A 17,352-nucleotide genomic window follows, 5' to 3' on the forward strand; every position below is an offset into this window, starting at 1 on the left:
CGACCCCGCAGTCCTGGACACCACCGTGGCCGGGGCGACCGCCGCCCCGGCCGTACAGGCAAGGAGAGCCGCACAGTGCGTACACCCCTGCACCTCCACAGAAACCACGGGCGCGTCGTCGCCCTGCTGGCCGGCTGCACGGCGCTGGTCCTCGCGGCCACCGGCCCGGCCACCGCCCACTCCCGGGGCGGCGCCCACCACCCGCCCGCCCCCGCACGCCAGGTGCTGCCGGCCGGGGACGGCTGGGCGTCGTCCACCACCGGTACCACCGGCGGGGCCGCAGCCGACGCCGCGCACGTCCACACCGTCACCACCTGGGCCGAGTTCAAGGCCGCGCTCGCCGACCCCGGCACCGCGCCCAGGATCGTGCGGATCAAGGGGATCATCGACGCCGAGGCCGAGGGCTGCGCCGCGTTCGCCGTCCCCGGCTACGACTTCGACGCCTACCTCGCCAAGTACTCGCCCGAGAACTGGGGGTACGACCAGGACCTGGAGGCGGAGCCCGCCGACAGCCCCGAGGGTCTGCGCCGCGCCTCGGCCGCCCGGCAGAACACCGCGATCAAGGCGAACGTCCCCGCCAACACCACCATCATCGGCGTCGGCAGGCACTCCGGTCTCAAGGGCGCCAGCCTCCAGATCAACACCGTCGACAACGTCATCGTCCGCAACCTGTCCTTCGAGACCCCGCTGGACTGCTTCCCCCAGTGGGACCCGACCGACGGCGACACCGGCAACTGGAACTCCGAGTACGACAGCGCGGTCGTCACCGGCGCCACGCACGTGTGGCTCGACCACGACACGTTCACCGACGGCGACCACCCGGACAGCACGCTGCCCACCTACTTCGGCCGCATCTTCGAACAGCACGACGGCGAGCTCGACATCGTCAAGGGCGCCGACTACGTCACCGCGTCCTGGAACAGGTTCACCGACCACGACAAGACGATCCTCATCGGCAACAGCGACAGCGCCGCCACCGCGGCGATCGACCGCGGCCACCTGAAGGTCACGCTGCACCACAACCTGTTCTCCAACCTGGTCGAGCGCGCGCCCCGGGTCCGCTTCGGGCAGGTCGACTCCTACAACAACCACTTCGTCGCGAAGACCGGCTACGGCTACAGCTACGGCGTCGGTCTCGAATCCCAACTCGTCGCGGAGCACAACGCGTTCACCCTGGCCCCGGGCATCACCGCCGGCCAGATCCTGATGAAGTGGAACGACGGCTCGCTGACGGTGAACGACAACCTCGTCAACGGCGTCCGCACCGACCTGCTCGCCGCCTGGAACGCCGCCAACCCCGACAACACCCTCGGCTCCGGGGCGGGCTGGACCCCGACACTGCGTCCGCACGTCGACCCGGTCAGGAACGTCGCCCGCGTCGTCGACGGCGGTGCCGGGGCCGGCCGGCTCGGCTGAACCGCTCCGTCACCCCGAACGTCCGGGGCGCCCGGCCGGCGAGCACGCCGGGCGCCCCGGACCACCGTCCCCGTCCCGTCGCCCGCACGCGAAGGAGCACCCGCATGCCCTCGCCCGCACTCCCGCGCCGCGCCCTGTCCCGCAGAGGGTTCCTGACCGGCACCGCCGCGGCCGGCGCCGCCCTCGCCCTGACCGCAACGCCCGCGCGGGCGTTGCCGGCCGCCGCCCGGCGGGGCCCCCGCGCCCGCCCGTTCGGCCGGTACGGCTCGCCCGCCGCCCGGCTGACCCCCGCCACCCTGTACGTGGACCCCCACGGGCGCGGCGACTTCACCGCCGTCCGGCCCGCCGTCGACGCGGCGACCGCGACCGGGCAGATCCTCGTGATCGCGCCGGGCGTCTACCGCGAGACGGTCACCGTGACCGCCGCCGGGACCACCTGGATCGGCGCCGGCGACGACCCGCGGGACGTCGTGATCGTGTACGACAACGCCAACGGCACGCCGAAGCCCGACGGTTCGGGCACCTACGGCACCTCCGGGTCGGCCACCACACTGATCCGCGGCGACGCCTTCACCGCCGTCGGCGTCACGTTCGCCAACGACTGGCTGCGCGCCGACCATCCGGAGATCACCGGCACCCAGGCAGTCGCGATCAAGGTGCAGGGCGACCGGGCCGCCTTCCACCGCTGCCGCTTCCTCGGCCACCAGGACACCCTGTACGCGGACTCGTCGGCCCTGACCGTGTTCGCCCGCCAGTACTACGCGGACTGCTACGCCGAGGGGGACGTCGACTTCGTCTTCGGCCGGGCCACCGCCGTCTTCGAGCGCTGCCACTTCCACACCCTGAACCGCACGGACCTGGCGTCGGCCCCGTACGGCTTCGTGTTCGCCCCCTCCACGGCGGTCGCGAACCCGTACGGCTACCTGGTCACGCACGGCAGGATCACCGGCGACGCCCCCGACGCCTTCTACAAGCTGGCCCGCCCCTGGGTACCCAGCTCGGACACCACCGCCCGCCCGATGCTCACGGTCCGGGACACGTGGCTCGGTCCCGGCATCGACGCCGCCGCGCCGTACACGAACATGTCGGACGCCTACCCGTGGCAGTCGATGCGTTTCGCCGAACACCGCGACACGGGCCCGGGAGCCCGCGTCACGGTCCCCGCCAACCGCCCCCAACTCACGCGTGCGCAGGCCGAGTCGGCGACGCGGGCGGTGTACCTCGGCGACTGGGCACCCTGGACGGAGGCCCGAACGGCCCCCTGGGCGCGCGGGGTTGGGGGCCGCTGACCGGCCCGCGGCGGCAACTGCGTTTCCCCGCGCGGGGATACGTGGGCGGTCCGGCTCGTATCGATCGGATAACGCCCCTCGCGCGGACCGCGGTTACGCGCGTAGAAACCTGTCATGCATAAGCCACTGCGTATCGCGGCGATCGCCGCCAGCTGTGCCGTCGCCGGTGCCGCCCTGTACGGCACCGGTGTGGCCACCGCCGGCCAGTCGACGGTCAACTCCACCCACGAGCCGTACAACATCGGGCTCCTGGTCAAGGACATCGACACCTACTACGGCACCACCGCCGACAGCGCCGGTGTGTACCAGGCGTCGCCGACCAGTCCGTACGCCAAGGACCTCGCGCGCGTCGACGCGGCCGCCCGGAAGACCATCGACCAGGCCGCCCGCAACCACCACCGGGGCAAGAAGCCGGCCGTCGTCTTCGACATCGACGACACCCTGCTGCTCAGCCTCGACTACGAGAAGCGCTACAACTACACGTACAACTCCGCCACCTGGGCCGCCTACGTGAACCAGGCGAACCGCCCCGCGGTCTTCGGCAGCGCCGAACTCGTCCAGTACGCCGAGAAGAAGGGCGTCGAGGTCTTCTACAACTCGGGCCTGAACGAGGCGCAGCGCTCCGCCGCCGTGGAGAACCTGAAGAAGATCGGCGCCGACGTCAACCTCGACAGCGCGCACATGTTCCTCAAGGACGCGGCCAACCCGCCCGCCTACCTGAGCGCCTGCGCGACGCCCGGCACCTGGACCTGCACGACCGTGCAGTACAAGGGCGGCACCCGCAAGCACATCGAGTCCCTCGGGTACGACATCGTCGCCAACCTCGGCGACCAGTACTCCGACCTCGACGGCGGCTACGCGGACAAGACGTTCAAGCTGCCCAACCCGACGTACTACGTGAGCTGAGCACCCTCGGCTCCACGGCACCTCGCGGCAACGCCCCCACCGGTCACCGGTGGGGGCGTTCCCGTGCCGGGCGTTCCCGCGAGGCCGGCCGAGGGGGGCTCGGGCCGGTCTCGCGGGGGTCCTCCGGGGGGCGGTGGGGGGACCGTCCGCCGGTGGACACGTGGACGGAGCGGCTCGTCCACACCCGTCTGTCGCCGCCCGGCCGGGAAAGGTTGCCGGAAGAACGCCTCTCGTCCCACGCGGGCGCCGGCGCGGCCCGGTTCGGCTCGATCCGGGCCGGGTCAGCGGCTGTTGGCGGTCTCGGCCGTGAAGTGGCCCGTGACCGCGCCCCGTTGGCCGTCCTCGGCCGTGCCGGTCGCCGTGTAGGTGTCGTCGCCGGCGTCCCGCGAGCCCTGCGCGTGGTCGTACTGGGCCGCGAAGACCCACTCGCCCGGGGGCACCGTCCGCCCCGGCCGGAGGACCCACTCGTAGCGGAGGAACCCGTCGGCCTCCGTGACCGTGCGCGTGAAGTCGTCCTCCGGAAGCGTCAGCCACGCGCCCGTCGACTTCACCCCGGCGGTCAGCGCGACGTCCAGGCGCACCGAGAACGACGTCAGCCGCGCCGACACCGTGACGGTCAGGTCGCTCTGCGCCCAGTACGCGTTGCTGTGGGAGTCCACCGCCCCCGCCGACCGCAGCGGCCCCGCGTGCGGGGCGCCGGACGCCCGCGCGCGCGGCGGGGACGGTGCCGCCGGTGCCGGGACGGCGGAGGCCGCCGCGGTCCGGCCGGCGGGTGCCGGGTCCCGTACCGCGGACGTCACCGCGTAGCCGCCGGCCGCCAGCACGCCCGCCACCGCGGCGACCGTCGCCGCCACCCCGGCCCAGCCCGCCAGCACCGGGCGGGGCCTCGGCCCGGCCCGCTCGCGCGGCGGCCGGGCCATGCCCCGCTCGACGCGGGCCAGCATCCGTGCGCGGTCGGGGTGATGGGCGCCGGCCGCCCCGCGCAGCCGGGCGCGCACCTCCTCGTGTCCGTCCGGCCGGGCGGTCATCGGTCCCCTCCCGTCGCACCGCCGGTGCGCGCCATCGCGGCGTGCACCCGCTCGGGGGCGCCCCGGCCGCCGAGCGCGCGCTGCAACTCGGCCATCCCCTTGGACGTCTGGCTCTTCACGGTCCCGACCGAGATCCCGAGGGCCAGCGCGGTGTCCCGCTCCGAGAGGTCGAAGGCGTGCCGCAGCACCACGCAGGCCCGCTTGCGGAACGGCAGTGCGCGCAGGGCCACTTGGACGTCCACCACGTCCGCGACGTCGGGATCCTCGGCCCCCTCGGTGCGGTCCGCCCAGAACAGGGCGACCCGGCGCCGCTCGCGCACCGCCCCGCGGATCCTGCTGCGCGCCAGGTTGGCGACCACCCCGCGGGCGTACGCCGCCGGGTGCGTCGCGGACCGCACCCGGTCCCAGTGGTTCCAGAGCGCGAGCAGCGCGTCCGCCGCGAGGTCGTCGGCGGCGTCCGGTTCACCGGTCAACATGGCCGCCAGTCTCGACAGTTCGGCGTAGTGGCGCTCGAAGAAGGCGTGGAACTCCCCGGAGGCGTCGTCGTCGACGGCTGTCCCCACGGCCGGCTCCTCGCAGCGTCCCAGCGTTCCTCGACGTCGAACACCCGCACTGACGCACGGAGTTGGGCACTGTACCAGCGGTCACGTCCCGCCCGGCGGGCCCGCGTACCGTGGGCGCCCCCCAATCCGTAACACGGGGAAAACCTGAAACAGGTTCAACACCAGGCACAATCCAGCCTGCATCCGCGCACCGACCGATCGGGAACGAGGAGTTACTGTCATGTCCGACACCCAGCAGGTGGCCGACCGGCCAAGTGCCGCGCCGCCGGCGACGAACGGAGTGGACCGGTTCTTCCGGATCTCCGAGCGGGGCTCCACCTTCGGCCGCGAGATACGTGGCGGTCTGACCACGTTCTTCGCGATGGCCTACATCCTCGTCCTGAACCCGATCATCCTCGGCAGCGCCAAGGACAAGTTCGGCCACCACCTCGACGCCGTCCAGCTCACCACCGCCACCGCCCTGGTGGCCGCCGTCATGACCGTCCTGATGGGCGTCGGCGGCAACCTGCCGCTGGCGCTGGCCGCCGGGCTCGGCCTGAACGCCGTGGTCGCCTTCCAGATCGCCCCGCTGATGAGCTGGGACGACGCGATGGGTCTGGTCGTCCTCGAAGGCGTGGTGATCTGCGTCCTGGTGGTGACCGGCCTGCGCGAGGCGATCATGCACGCCATCCCGCAGGGGCTGAAGCAGGCGATCAGCGTCGGCATCGGCCTGTTCATCGCCTTCATCGGCTTCGTCGACTCCGGCTTCGTCTCCCGCATCCCGGACGCCGCGAACACCACGGTCCCGGTGCAGCTCGGCGGCACCGGCACGCTGGCCGGCTGGCCGATCCTCGTCTTCTGCCTCGGCGTGCTGCTGACCATCGGGCTGCTCGCGCGCAAGGTCAAGGGCGCCATCCTGATCAGCATCGTCGCCATGACCGTCCTCGCGATCGTCATCGACTCGATCGCCGACATCAAGAGCTGGGGCCTGACCACGCCCAAGGTGCCCGACGACCTGGTCGCCTCCCCCGACTTCGGGCTCATCGGCCACTTCAGCCCGTTCGGCGCGTTCGGCCAGACCGGCGCGGTCACCGTCGTCCTGCTGATCTTCACGCTGGTGCTGTCGGACTTCTTCGACACGATGGGCACGGTCGTCGGCATCAGCTCCGAGGCCGGCCTCCTCGACGACGAGGGCAGGGTGCCCAACCTCGGCCGCGTCCTGCTCATCGACGGTGCCGCCGCCATCGCGGGCGGCGCCGCCTCGGCCTCCTCGGCCACCGCCTACGTGGAGTCCGCGGCCGGTGTCGGCGAGGGCGCCCGTACCGGCTTCTCCAACCTGGTCACCGGCGGCCTGTTCGCACTCGCCCTGTTCCTGACGCCGGTCCTGACCATCGTGCCGCTCCAGGCGGCGGCCCCCGCCCTCGTCGTGGTCGGCTTCCTGATGATGACGCAGGTCCGGCACATCGAGTGGGACTCCTACGACATCGCGATCCCGGCGTTCCTGACCATCGCCGTCATGCCGTTCACGTACTCGATCACGGACGGCATCGGCGCGGGCTTCGTGTCCTACGTGCTGATCAAGACCGTGCTCGGCAGGGCCAGGGACGTCCACTGGCTGCTGTGGGCCACCGGCGCGCTGTTCGTCGTGTACTTCGCCATCGACCCGATCGAGCAGATCCTCGGCGTGAAGTAGGCCGCGGGGCGGGGGAGGGGGCGGGTGCCGCGCGGCACCCGCCCCACCCGTCAGCTCTTCAGGGCCGCCTTCATCATGGCCTTCGCGACCGGTGCCGCGAGCCCGTTGCCGCTGACCTCCGAGCGGGCCGCGTCCGACTGCTCCACCAGCACCGACACGGCGACCTCCTTGCCGGTCGAGTCGGACTTCCCGTACGACGTGAACCACGCGTACGGCGTCTTGCTGTTGTTCTCGCCGTGCTGGGCCGTACCGGTCTTGCCGCCCACCGTGACGCCGGGGATCCGCGCGTTGGTGCCCGTGCCGTCCGTGATCACCGACTGCATCGCGGACTGGAGCTGCCGGGCGGTCGACGAGCTGACGATCTGCTGGGTCGAGGTGTCGTCGTCGTAGTCCTTCAGCACGTCACCGCCGCCGTCGGTGATCTGGGACACCATGTGCGGCGAGACGAGTTTGCCGTCGTTCGCGATCGCCGCCGACACCATCGCCATCTGGAGCGGCGTCGCCGTGACGTCGAACTGGCCGATGCCCGACAGGGCCGTCTCGGCGTCGTCCATCTTCGTCGGGTACACGCTCGCGTACGCGCGGACCGGGGTGTCCTGCGTGCTGTCGTCGAAGCCGAACTTCTCGGCCGTCGCCCGCACCTTGTCCTGCCCGAGCGTCGCCGCCATCTTCGCGAAGACGGTGTTGCACGAGTACTCCAGCGCGACGCGGATCGACGCGTTCTCGCAGGGCGCGCTCGCGCTCTCGTTGGAGAGCACGGTGGAGGTGCCCGGCAGCGTGTACGGGTTGGGGCTCGCGGTCTTCTCGTCGACCGACGAGTACAGCCCGTTCTCCAGCGCCGCCGCCGCGACGACCAGCTTGAACGTCGAACCCGGCGGCAGCGGCTGGCGCAGCGCCCGGTTCGTCAGCGGCTTGTCCGCGTCGGCGTTGAGCTTCTTCCACGCCGAACCGGCGGTGTCCGCGTCGGTCAGCGACGCCGGGTCGTACGAGGGCGTCGAGACCACCGCGAGGATCTTGCCGGTGGCCGGGTCGATCGCGACCGCCGCGCCCTTCTTGTCGCCGAGCGCGTCGTACGCTGCCTTCTGCACGTCCGGGTCGATCGTGGTGACCACGTTCCCCGGGTCGGCGCGCTTGTCGGTCACCGTGTCCATGACGGTCCGCAGCCGGCTGTCGGTGCCGTTGAGGAGGTCCTGGTAGATGCCTTCGAGCTGGGTCGGCGCGTAGCTCTGCGACGCGTATCCGGTCACCGCGGCGTACAGCTCGCCGTCCTTGTAGGTGCGTTTGTAGGCGAGGTCGCTGCCGTCGCCCGTGCGCGCGGAGCCGGTGACCGCCCTGCCGCCCACGATGATGTTGCCGAGGGGCGCCGAGTACGTCGCGATGACGTTGCGCCGGTTGTCCTTGTCGTCCGCGAGTGCCTTGCCGTCGTAGAACTGCACCCAGGTCGCCCTGGCGAGCAGGGCGACCACGAGCAGCAGCGTGAAGACGGACGCCCGCCTGATGGTCCTGTTCATACGGGGACAAGGACGAGCGGCGGGGGCCGAATCGTTCCCCACCGGCACATTTCTCATCGGCCGCTCATCAAGTCCGGACGGCTCCCGGCCGTCCGGCCGCCGGTCAGAGTCTGCGCGTGGCCAGCGTGAGCCTGTCGCGGGCGTCGAACAGCGCGTCCTTCACGAGCTGCTCGTGCGCCGGTGTCAGCCGCGCCACCGGCACCGAGCAGCTGATCGCGTCCCGCGCCGGGGTGCGGTACGGGACCGCGACGCCGAAGCAGCGCAGGCCCAGCGTGTTCTCCTCGCGGTCCACGGCGAAGCCCTGCTCGCGGATCTGGTGCAGTTCCTCGACGAGCTTCTCGCGGTCCGTGATGGTGTGCTCGGTCAGCGCCGGCAGCGACTCGGGGAGCAGCTTGCGGACCTGCTCGTCGCTGTACGTACTGAGCAGCGCCTTGCCCAGCGAGGTGGAGTGCGCGGGCAGCCGGCGCCCGACCCGGGTGAACGGGCGCAGGTAGTGCTGGGACTGGCGGGTGGCGAGGTAGACGACGTTGGTGCCGTCGAGGCGGGCCAGGTGGATGGTCTCCGTGGTGTCGTCCGAGAGGCGGTCCAGCGTCGGGCGGGCCGCGGCGACCACCTCGTCCCCGTCGATGTACGACGTGCCCACCAGCAGCGCCCGCACGCCGATGCCGTACCGGGTGCCGGTCGCGTCGGTCTCCACCCAGCCCAGCTCCACCAGCGTGCGCAGCAGCATGTACAGGCTGGACTTGGGGTAACCGACGGCCTCCTGCACCGATGCGAGGGAGTGCATGCCGGGGCGGCCCGCGAAGTACTCCAGCAGCTCGACCGTCCGTACCGCGGACTTGACCTGTGCGCCGCCCGCCGTGTCGCCAGCCATCGCCCTTGACCCCTTCGTTCGCCGGGAAATAGTCTCCGAGGAGAGTTCACCAGCAGAGACGGCGTTCAGTATATCGAACGCACCTGATGGCGCAGGTACCGAATACGGCATGACGTGTGGAGGAACCCCCGGTGGCAGCAGCACCAGTCTGGAGCGTCGACCCCCGAACCGGGAAGCAGCGTGAGCAGGTCGCCACGGAGGCGACGGCCGAGGAGGTCGACACCGCCGTCCGCGCCGCGCACGCCGCCCGCGGGGCGCTCGCCGACCGCACCGTCCGTGCCGCGTTCCTGCGCTCGGCCGCCGAGCGGCTGGAGGGCGCCCGTGACCACCTCGTCGAGGCCGCCGACGCGGAGACCGCGCTCGGCTTCACCCGGCTCACCGGTGAACTCGCGCGCACCTGCTTCCAGTTGAGGGCCTTCGCGACCCTCGTCGACGAGGGCGCCTTCCTCGACGTCGTCATCGACCACCCCGACGACACGGCCACCCCGCCCATCCCCGACCTGCGCCGCTACAAGGTGCCGCTCGGTGTCGTGGCCGTCTACGCCGCGTCCAACTTCCCGTTCGCCTTCTCGGTGCCCGGCGGCGACACCGCCAGCGCCCTCGCGGCCGGCTGCCCCGTCGTGGTCAAGGCCCACCCGGACCACCCCGCGCTGTCCGAGCTGGTCGCCAGCCTGCTGCGCCGCGCCGCCGCCGAGCACGGCATCCCGGACGGCGTGGTCGGCCTGGTGCACGGCCTCGACGCCGGCATCGAACTGATCGAGCACCCGCTCGTCGCCGCGGCCGGCTTCACCGGCTCCGTGCGCGGCGGCCGGGCCCTGTTCGACGCGGCGGCGGCCCGCCCGGTGCCGATCCCCTTCCACGGCGAACTCGGCTCCCTCAACCCCGTCGTCGTCACCGAGGCCGCCGCCGCCGAGCGCGCGGAGGCCATCGGCGCGGGTCTCGCCGGCTCGATGACCATGGGCGTCGGCCAGTTCTGCGTGAAGCCCGGCCTCGTCCTCGCCCCGGCGGGCGAGGGCGGCGACCGCCTGCTGAAGTCCCTCACCGAGGCCGTCAGCGACACCGGGTCCGGCGTGCTGCTCGACCACCGCATGCGCGACAACTTCGTCGCCGGCGTCGCCGAGCGCGCCCAACTCCCCGACGTGGACTCCCCGGTGACCCCCGGCGCGGGCGGCGAGCACAGCGTCAGCCCCGGCTTCCTCACGGTCCCCGCGGCCCGCCTCGCCGAGGAGGGCGGGTACGACCTGCTCCTGGAGGAGTGCTTCGGCCCGGTCACCGTCGTCGCCCGCTACGAGGACGACGACGAGGCCCGCGCGGTGCTCTCCCGCCTCCCCGGCAACCTGACCGCGACGGTCCAGCTCTCCGAGGCGGAGGCCGCCGGCGAGGGCCGCGGCGCCGAGATCCTCGCCGAACTCACCCCGCTCGCCGGACGCGTCCTGGTCAACGGCTGGCCCACCGGCGTCGCCGTCGCCCCCGCCCAGCACCACGGCGGCCCCTACCCGGCGACCACGTCCACCTCGACGTCGGTCGGCGGCACCGCCATCGAACGCTGGCTGCGCCCGGTGGCCTACCAGAACACCCCGGAGGCACTGCTGCCGCCGGAACTGCGCGACGACAACCCGCTGGGCCTGCCCCGGCGGTACGACGGCCGACTCGAACGCTGAACCACCCGTCGGGGCGGCCGACCGTGCCGCGCCGACACCGCACGGGCACCCGGTGACGTGACGTCACGGGTGCCCGCGCGGCGTTGACGGCCGGCCCCTCGTTCTACCGCCGCCGTGCCGTGACGAGGACCGACAGGGCCAGCAGCGCCACCGCGATCAGCAGGGCCGTCCGCATCCCCGTCGCGAAGCCGTGCGCGACGAGCGCGCCGAACACCGCGATGCCGAGGCCGCCCGCCGTCTGCCGGGCCGCGTTCAGGACACCGGCGGCGAGGCCCGCCCGCTCGGCGGGGACGGCGTCCATCATCAGGGCGGTCAGCGGCGGCACGGTCAGCGCGCAGCCGAACGCCAGCGGTACGAGCAGCAGCGCCACGGCCGGGCCGGGCGTCCCCGCGCCGACCACCAGCAGCGTCAACAGGCCCGCGATCGCGATGAGTTGACCGGCCAGCATCGGTACACGCGCGCCGTAGCGCCCCGTCAGTTTGCCCGCGGCGACGTTCGTCACCGCGATCAGCCCCGTCATCGGCAGGAACAGCAGCCCCGAGACGAGTGCCGAACGGCCCTGCACCTGCTGGAAGAACAGCGAGAAGACGAACACCGACCCGAAGAACGCCACGCTGCACGCGATCCCCGCGAACACGGCGGTGCGCACCGCGCCGCTGCGGAACAGTCCCAGCGGCACCATCGGGTGCGGGTGGCGTCCCTCGCCCCGCACGAACAGGGCCGCCGCCACGACCGCGATGCCGAGGGCCGCGAGCCCCGCCGGCCCGCGTTCGATCACCGCGAAGGTCAGCGCCGTGAGGGCCACCGCCGCCGTCACCTGGCCCGGCAGGTCCAGCGGCGCCGGCCGGCGCGGCGACCGGGGTGCCCGCAGCAGCAGGAGCAGGGCGACGGCCCCCAGCGGCAGGTTGACGAAGAAGATGGCGCGCCAGTTCCACGCCGTGGTCAGCGCCCCGCCCGCCACCGGGCCCAGCGCGACCGCCACGGAGCCGCCGGCCGCCCACGTGGCGACCGCCCGCGCCCGCCGGGCCGGCTCCGGGTACGCGCGGCGCACCAGGGCCAGCGACGCCGGCAGCACCAGTGCCGCGGCCACGCCCTGCACGACGCGCGCGGCGACCAGCACCGGAAGGGAAGGGGCCAGGCCGCACGCCGCCGACGCGAGCGTGAACAGCGCGATGCCCGACGCGCAGGCCCGGCTCGCCCCGACCCGGTCGGCGAACGCCCCGGTCGACAGCATCAGCGCGGCGAACGCCAACGTGTAGGCGTCGACCACCCATTGGAGCCCGGCCATGCCGCCGCCCAGCGAGCCGTCGATCGCCGGCAGGGCGACGTTCACGATCGAGGAGTCGAGGCAGATCAGCGCGAACCCCAGCAGCGAGGCGCCGAGGGTCGGCCCCGCCGACCGCGGGTGCGGCCCCGACTCCGGTTCCGTGCGGCGGAGTTCGGGCTCTTCCAGGGACAGGTGCGGTGACGGTCGCGTGGTCATGGATTCATCGTGCTGAGCCGGGGCGGCGTACAGTAGTGGCCCGAATGCCATACGTCCGGAGGATCTGGCCATGCCGACCCGTCTGCCCGGTGGCCTCCCCGCCGCCGCCCGCCGCCCCCACCGCGTCGCCGTCGTGGCGCCGACGCCGGTCTCGATGTTCAACCTGGCGGTCCCGGAGATGCTGTTCACCAAGGTGGAGATCGACGGCGCCCCCGGCTACGAGGTGACCTTCTGCGCGCCCGACCCCGGCCCGGTGACCACCACCGGCGGACTCGCCCTCCAGGTGCTCCGCGGCCTGGACGCCGTCGAGGACGCGGACACCGTCCTGGTGGCCGGCACCGGAGGCCGCATGGTGCCCGACCCGCGCACCGTCGCCGCCGTGCGCGAGGCGGCCGGGGCGGGGCGGCGTGTCGCCTCCATCTGCTCCGGCGCGTTCGTCCTCGCGGAGGCCGGCCTGCTCGACGGCCGGGGCGCCACCACCTACTGGCAGCAGGCGGACGAGCTGCGCAGGCGCTACCCGGCCGTCGACCTGCGGGGCGACGTCCTCTACGTGCAGGACGGCGAGGTCATGACGTCCTCCGGGTACGCGGCCGGCATCGACCTGTGCCTGCACATCATCCGCACCGACTACGGCGCCGCCGTCGCCAACCAGGTGGCCCGGCTCGCCCTCGTCGCCCCCGTACGGCCGGGCGGGCAGACCCAGTTCACCCAGACCCCGCTGCCCGCGGAGCGCGGACAGGTCTGCTCCGACACCCGCGGCTGGGCCATGCGCAACCTCGACAAGCCGCTCACCCTCACCGACCTGGCCCGGCACATGGGCGTCAGCGTCCGCACCCTGACCCGGCGCTTCCACGCCGAGAGCGGGGTCAGCCCCCTCCAGTGGCTGCTGCACCAGCGCGTCGAACGGGCCAAGGAACTCCTGGAGACCAGCACCCTGCCGATGGACCAGGTGGCCCGCGCCTGCGGACTGGGCACCGCGGACTCCCTGCGCGCCCACCTGGTGCGCCTCACCGGGCTCACTCCGAGCGCCTACCGCGCCCAGTTCACCCGGCTGGGAACCGCACCGGAGGGCATCGCGTCCTCCGTCGCGTGAGCGACGCCCCTGCCCCCGCGGACCCGGCCGCCCCGGTGGACCTCACGGTCCGCCCCGCCGCCCCGGCCGACCTCCCGGCCCTCGTGGCCCTGCACGCCCGCGCCCGCGCGACGTACTACCCGGACGGCGTGCCCGACGACGGCACCGACTGGACCGCCGCCTGGCGCGGCGCCCTGGAGCGGCCCGACGGCCGGGTGCTCGTCGGGGTCCGGCGCGGCACGACCGTCGCCCTGGCCTCCTTCCGGCCGCCGGGCGACGACGACGCCGCCGGCACGGTCAAGCTGTTCCAGTTCCACGTCGACCCCGGCCACTGGCGGGCGGGCATCGGCACCGCCCTCCACGCCGCCTGCGTCTCCCGGTGGCGGGAGGCGGGGCTGCGCACCGCGGTCCTTGACGTGCACACCGGCAACGCGCGGGCCCGTGCCTTCTACGCCGCGCACGGCTGGACCGCCGACCCCGCGCGGCCGGCCGGGGCGGACGACCACCACCTCCACCTGCGGTTCGACGTCCCCGGGGGCCGGGCCGACGGGGAATGAACCGGCGCGCCGCGGACGTTCCGGTGGTGCCCGGGGTGGTCCCCGGACGCCCCGTCCGCACGAACTGGAGAGAGCCGAAGAGATGCGCGTCGAAATCTGGAGCGACATAGCCTGCCCCTGGTGCTACGTCGGAAAGGCCCGTTTCGAGAAGGCGCTCGCCGCCTTCCCGCACCGTGACCAGGTCGAGGTCGTGCACCGTTCCTTCGAGCTGGACCCCGGCCGCGCCAAGGACGACGTGCAGCCCGTGCTGGCCATGCTGACCAAGAAGTACGGCATGAGCGAGGACCAGGCCCGCGCGGGCGAGGACAACCTCGGCGCGCAGGCCGCGGCCGAGGGCCTCGACTACCGCACCCGGGACCGCGACCACGGCTCCACCTTCGACCTGCACCGCCTGCTGCACCTCGCCAAGGAGCACGGCCGGCACGACGAACTGCTCCAGCTCATGTACCGGGCGAACTTCGCCGAGGAGCGGTCCGTCTACAACGACGACGAGCGCCTGGTCGAACTGGCCGTCGCCGCCGGGCTCGACGAGGAGCGCGCCCGCGCCGTGCTCGCCGACCCGGCCGCGTACGCCGACGCCGTGCGCGAGGACGAACGGGAGGCTGCCCAACTGGGCGCCAACGGCGTGCCGTTCTTCGTCCTGGACCGCACCTACGGCGTGTCCGGCGCGCAGCCCGCCGAGGTCTTCGCCCAGGCCCTGACCCAGGCCTGGGGCGAGCGCCCCGCGCTGAAGCTGCTCGACCAGGAGGACGCCGAGGCCTGCGGCCCCGACGGATGCGCGGTGCCGCCCCGCCAGGGCTGAGCCACCGCGGCCGCGCCGCGCGGGTCCCCGCACGGACGCGTGATGGACGCGGCGGACGGCCGCCCGCACAGTGGAGGCATGGAGACCTTCGAGAGCGTGGTCCGAACCGAGTTCGCCCCGGGGAACACCTACCTCAACACCGCGAGCAGCGGCCTGCTGCCGGCCCGCAGCGTGGAAGCGATGCGTACGGCGCTGGAGGCCGCCGCCGCGGGGCGGCCCACCGACATGTTCGCCGACGTGGAGGCCGCCCGCGCCTCGTTCGCCCGGCTCGTCGGCGTCCCCGGGGAACGGGTGGCGGCCGGCGGGTCGGTCGCCGTGTACAGCGGGCTGATCGCGGCGTCGCTGCCCGAGGGGGCCGAAGTCCTCGCCGCGGAGGGGGACTTCAGCTCGGTGGTGAACCCCTTCCACGTCCGCCGGGACCTCAAGGTGCGGGCCGTCCCGCTGGAGGCGCTGGCCGACTCCGTGCGGCCCGGCACCGCGCTGGTCGCCGTGAGCGCCGCCCAGTCGGCGGACGGCAGGGTCGCCGACCTGGCCGCCCTCACCGCCGAGGCCCGTGCGCACGGGGCGCGCGTCTTCCTCGACGCGTCGCAGGCGGCGGGCTGGCTCGGTCTCGACGCCGGGGAATTCGACTACGTGGCCGCCGTCGCGTTCAAGTGGCTGATGTGCCCGCGGGGGGTCGCCTTCCTGACGGTCCCCGCCGACCTCGGCGGGCTCCGCCCCCTGTTCGCCGGCTGGGTGGCGGGGGAGCGCCCCTGGGACTCCTGCTACGGGCCGGTCGAGCAACTCGCCCTGTCGGCACGGCGGTTCGACGAGAGTCCCGCCCTGTTCAGCTACGTCGGCGCCCGCCACTCCCTCCGGCTCGTCGAGGAGCTGGGGCCGGACGCCGTACGGGCCCACGACCTGGGCCTCGCCGAGCGGTTCCGCACCGGACTGCGCGAGTCGGGGAACGAGCCGCTGTCCGCGCCCGGTTCGCCGATCGTCACGGTGCCCGGACTGGGCGGCAGGCAGCCGGAGTTGGCCCGTGCGGGCGTCGAGGTCTCGGACCGCTCCGGCAATCTCCGCGCCGCCTTCCACCTCTACAACACCGCGACGGACGTGGACCGCCTGCTCGACGTGCTGGCCGGCTGAACCGGCGGACGGCGCGTACGCGCGGGGCCGGACGTCCACGCGGACGTCCGGCCCCGTCGCCTCGCGCCGGGTCAGCGCACGGGGGTGAAGTCCCGTGCCCCGATGTAGTCCGGGCGCCGCACCGGCGCCGCGAACGGCTCGACGGCGGTGTTCTCCACGCTGTTGAACACGATGAAGACGTTGCTGCGCGGGAACGGCGTGATGTTGTCGCCCGACCCGTGCATGGCGTTGCAGTCGAACCAGGTGGCCGAACCGGCCTTGCCCGTGAAGAGCTTGATGCCGTGCTCGGACGCCATCCGGGTCAGCGCCTCGTCGGAGGGCGTGCCCGCGTCCTGCATCTGGAGCGACTTCTTGTAGTTGTCCTTCGGCGTGGCACCCTCGCACCCGAGGAACGTCCGGTGCGACCCCGGCATGATCATGAGGCCGCCGTTGGTGTCGAAGTTCTCGGTCAGCGCGACCGAGACGGACACCGTGCGCATGTTGGCCAGACCGTCCTCGGCGTGCCAGGTCTCGAAGTCGGAGTGCCAGTAGAACCCGCTGGCGCCGAAGCCCGGCTTCACGTTGATCCGCGACTGGTGGACGTAGACGTCCGAACCGAGGATCTGCCGTGCCGTGCCGACGAGCCGCTCGTCGCGCACCAGGCGGGCGAACACCTCGCTGATGCGGTGCACCTCGAAGACGGAGCGGATCTCCTTGGACTGCGGCTCCACGATGGAGCGTTCGTCCTCCCGGATCGCCGGGTCCGCGATCAGCCGCTCCAGCTCCCGCTGGTACGCGGTGAGTTCACCGGCCGGGACGAGCTGGTCGACGGCGAGGAAGCCGTCGCGCTCGAAGGACCGCAGGCCGGCCTCCGGCACCGGGCCGGGCGTGCCGGGCGCGCCCCAGAGGACGGGGTCCTTGCGCGGGACGGACACCTCGGTCGCGCCGCGGGTGGGGTAGAGATCGGTTGCGGTCGCTCCGGTTGCCTTGGTGGCGGTGGTCATGTTCCTCACACCTCCTCGGTGAGCAGCGGGTAGACGCCGTTCTCGTCGTGGTCCTCCCGTCCGGTGACGGGCGGGTTGAAGACGCACAGGCAGCGGAAGTCGCTGCGGGGCCGCATGGTGTGCCGCTCGTGCCCGTCGAGGAGGTACATGGTGCCCGGGGTGATGTCGTACTTCTTCCCGGTCTCCTCGTCGGTCAGTTCGGCCTCGCCCTCGACGCACACGACGGCCTCGATGTGGTTCGCGTACCACATGGACGTCTCCGTCCCCGCGTACATCGTCGTCTCGTGCACGGAGAAGCCGACCTTCTCCTTCGCGAGCACCAGGCGCTTGCTCTCCCAGGTGCCGGTCGTCGCCTTCACGTGCCGGTCGGTGCCTTCGATGTCCTTGAACGATCGGACGATCACAGT

General features: G+C 73.0%; 16 protein-coding genes. 9 read left to right on the forward strand and 7 right to left on the reverse strand.

All coding sequences use genetic code 11. The features are described 5' to 3' along the window. Positions 1-75: 75 nt before the first annotated feature. The 3 genes from ACFZA0_RS05210 (at position 76) to ACFZA0_RS05220 (ending at position 3,611) form a co-directional block, all read left to right on the forward strand. Positions 76-1,416: a polysaccharide lyase family 1 protein gene (locus ACFZA0_RS05210; RefSeq protein WP_391011450.1), complete on the forward strand. Its 1,341-nt coding sequence runs from the start codon at positions 76-78 to the stop codon at positions 1,414-1,416. A gap of 104 nt (positions 1,417-1,520) precedes the next feature. Continuing rightward, entirely contained in the window at positions 1,521-2,705 is a 1,185-nt protein-coding gene (locus ACFZA0_RS05215; RefSeq protein WP_391011453.1) for a pectinesterase family protein, read from the forward strand. Positions 2,706-2,819: 114 nt separating this feature from the next. Beyond that, positions 2,820-3,611, forward strand: a complete 792-nt coding sequence (locus ACFZA0_RS05220; RefSeq protein WP_391011456.1) for an HAD family acid phosphatase — start codon at positions 2,820-2,822, stop codon at positions 3,609-3,611. Between the two features lie 281 nt (positions 3,612-3,892). Here the strand turns inward: ACFZA0_RS05220 and ACFZA0_RS05225 are convergent, their stop codons facing one another. Both ACFZA0_RS05225 and ACFZA0_RS05230 read right to left on the reverse strand, forming a co-directional pair. Beyond that, positions 3,893-4,639 (reverse strand): hypothetical protein, encoded by a 747-nt coding sequence (locus ACFZA0_RS05225; protein ID WP_391011460.1) that lies wholly within the window; start codon positions 4,637-4,639, stop codon positions 3,893-3,895. After that, positions 4,636-5,202 carry a SigE family RNA polymerase sigma factor gene (locus ACFZA0_RS05230; protein WP_391011463.1) on the reverse strand — a complete coding sequence of 189 codons (567 nt, stop codon included), beginning with the start codon at positions 5,200-5,202 and terminating at the stop codon, positions 4,636-4,638. The genes ACFZA0_RS05225 and ACFZA0_RS05230 overlap by 4 nt, the downstream gene beginning before the upstream one ends. Positions 5,203-5,422: 220 nt before the next feature. Between ACFZA0_RS05230 and ACFZA0_RS05235 the strand changes: the two genes are divergently transcribed. Further along, positions 5,423-6,874 carry a solute carrier family 23 protein gene (locus ACFZA0_RS05235; RefSeq protein ID WP_391011466.1) on the forward strand — a complete coding sequence of 484 codons (1,452 nt, stop codon included), beginning with the start codon at positions 5,423-5,425 and terminating at the stop codon, positions 6,872-6,874. Between the two features lie 50 nt (positions 6,875-6,924). Here ACFZA0_RS05235 and ACFZA0_RS05240 read toward each other — a convergent pair whose 3' ends face one another. Both ACFZA0_RS05240 and ACFZA0_RS05245 read right to left on the reverse strand, forming a co-directional pair. Next, entirely contained in the window at positions 6,925-8,385 is a 1,461-nt protein-coding gene (locus tag ACFZA0_RS05240) for a penicillin-binding transpeptidase domain-containing protein (RefSeq protein WP_391011468.1), read from the reverse strand. Positions 8,386-8,488: 103 nt separating this feature from the next. Further along, positions 8,489-9,259 (reverse strand): IclR family transcriptional regulator C-terminal domain-containing protein, encoded by a 771-nt coding sequence (locus tag ACFZA0_RS05245; protein ID WP_391011471.1) that lies wholly within the window; start codon positions 9,257-9,259, stop codon positions 8,489-8,491. Between the two features lie 131 nt (positions 9,260-9,390). Here ACFZA0_RS05245 and ACFZA0_RS05250 point away from each other — a divergent pair, with 131 nt between their 5' ends. Then, positions 9,391-10,920 (forward strand): aldehyde dehydrogenase family protein, encoded by a 1,530-nt coding sequence (locus ACFZA0_RS05250; RefSeq protein ID WP_391011474.1) that lies wholly within the window; start codon positions 9,391-9,393, stop codon positions 10,918-10,920. A gap of 103 nt (positions 10,921-11,023) precedes the next feature. Here ACFZA0_RS05250 and ACFZA0_RS05255 read toward each other — a convergent pair whose 3' ends face one another. Next, positions 11,024-12,403: an MFS transporter gene (locus ACFZA0_RS05255; RefSeq protein WP_391011477.1), complete on the reverse strand. Its 1,380-nt coding sequence runs from the start codon at positions 12,401-12,403 to the stop codon at positions 11,024-11,026. Positions 12,404-12,473: 70 nt separating this feature from the next. Here ACFZA0_RS05255 and ACFZA0_RS05260 point away from each other — a divergent pair, with 70 nt between their 5' ends. From ACFZA0_RS05260 to ACFZA0_RS05275, 4 genes are all read left to right on the forward strand, one after another. Next, positions 12,474-13,496, forward strand: coding sequence for a helix-turn-helix domain-containing protein (locus ACFZA0_RS05260; RefSeq protein WP_391011479.1), 1,023 nt, complete (start codon positions 12,474-12,476; stop codon positions 13,494-13,496). After that, positions 13,493-14,032 carry a GNAT family N-acetyltransferase gene (locus tag ACFZA0_RS05265; RefSeq protein WP_391011482.1) on the forward strand — a complete coding sequence of 180 codons (540 nt, stop codon included), beginning with the start codon at positions 13,493-13,495 and terminating at the stop codon, positions 14,030-14,032. Before ACFZA0_RS05260 ends, ACFZA0_RS05265 begins: the two co-directional genes overlap by 4 nt. An 82-nt stretch (positions 14,033-14,114) precedes the next feature. Then, positions 14,115-14,834, forward strand: a complete 720-nt coding sequence (locus tag ACFZA0_RS05270) for a DsbA family protein (protein ID WP_391011485.1) — start codon at positions 14,115-14,117, stop codon at positions 14,832-14,834. A gap of 78 nt (positions 14,835-14,912) precedes the next feature. Then, positions 14,913-15,962, forward strand: a complete 1,050-nt coding sequence (locus ACFZA0_RS05275) for an aminotransferase class V-fold PLP-dependent enzyme (protein WP_391011488.1) — start codon at positions 14,913-14,915, stop codon at positions 15,960-15,962. Positions 15,963-16,033: 71 nt separating this feature from the next. Here ACFZA0_RS05275 and thpD read toward each other — a convergent pair whose 3' ends face one another. Further along, positions 16,034-16,945 (reverse strand): ectoine hydroxylase, encoded by a 912-nt coding sequence (thpD, locus tag ACFZA0_RS05280; RefSeq protein WP_391011491.1) that lies wholly within the window; start codon positions 16,943-16,945, stop codon positions 16,034-16,036. A gap of 5 nt (positions 16,946-16,950) precedes the next feature. Further along, a complete protein-coding gene (locus tag ACFZA0_RS05285) occupies positions 16,951-17,349 on the reverse strand; it encodes an ectoine synthase (protein WP_391011493.1) in 399 nt (132 codons plus the stop codon). Between the last annotated feature and the right edge of the window lie 3 nt (positions 17,350-17,352).

This window comes from Streptomyces sp. NPDC008150 (assembly GCF_042956945.1).
Lineage (GTDB): Bacteria > Actinomycetota > Actinomycetes > Streptomycetales > Streptomycetaceae > Streptomyces.

Bases quoted from the DNA above. Each gene is read 5' to 3' on its own strand.
- ACFZA0_RS05275 (WP_391011488.1), top strand. From the start codon at position 14,913: ATGGAGACCTTCGAGAGCGTGGTCCGAACCGAGTTCGCCCCGGGGAAC.
- ACFZA0_RS05245 (WP_391011471.1), bottom strand. From the start codon at position 9,259: ATGGCTGGCGACACGGCGGGCGGCGCACAGGTCAAGTCCGCGGTACGG.
- thpD (WP_391011491.1), bottom strand. From the start codon at position 16,945: ATGACCACCGCCACCAAGGCAACCGGAGCGACCGCAACCGATCTCTAC.
- ACFZA0_RS05235 (WP_391011466.1), top strand. From the start codon at position 5,423: ATGTCCGACACCCAGCAGGTGGCCGACCGGCCAAGTGCCGCGCCGCCG.
- ACFZA0_RS05255 (WP_391011477.1), bottom strand. From the start codon at position 12,403: ATGACCACGCGACCGTCACCGCACCTGTCCCTGGAAGAGCCCGAACTC.
- ACFZA0_RS05225 (WP_391011460.1), bottom strand. From the start codon at position 4,639: ATGACCGCCCGGCCGGACGGACACGAGGAGGTGCGCGCCCGGCTGCGC.
- ACFZA0_RS05220 (WP_391011456.1), top strand. From the start codon at position 2,820: ATGCATAAGCCACTGCGTATCGCGGCGATCGCCGCCAGCTGTGCCGTC.
- ACFZA0_RS05215 (WP_391011453.1), top strand. From the start codon at position 1,521: ATGCCCTCGCCCGCACTCCCGCGCCGCGCCCTGTCCCGCAGAGGGTTC.
- ACFZA0_RS05260 (WP_391011479.1), top strand. From the start codon at position 12,474: ATGCCGACCCGTCTGCCCGGTGGCCTCCCCGCCGCCGCCCGCCGCCCC.
- ACFZA0_RS05240 (WP_391011468.1), bottom strand. From the start codon at position 8,385: ATGAACAGGACCATCAGGCGGGCGTCCGTCTTCACGCTGCTGCTCGTG.
- ACFZA0_RS05270 (WP_391011485.1), top strand. From the start codon at position 14,115: ATGCGCGTCGAAATCTGGAGCGACATAGCCTGCCCCTGGTGCTACGTC.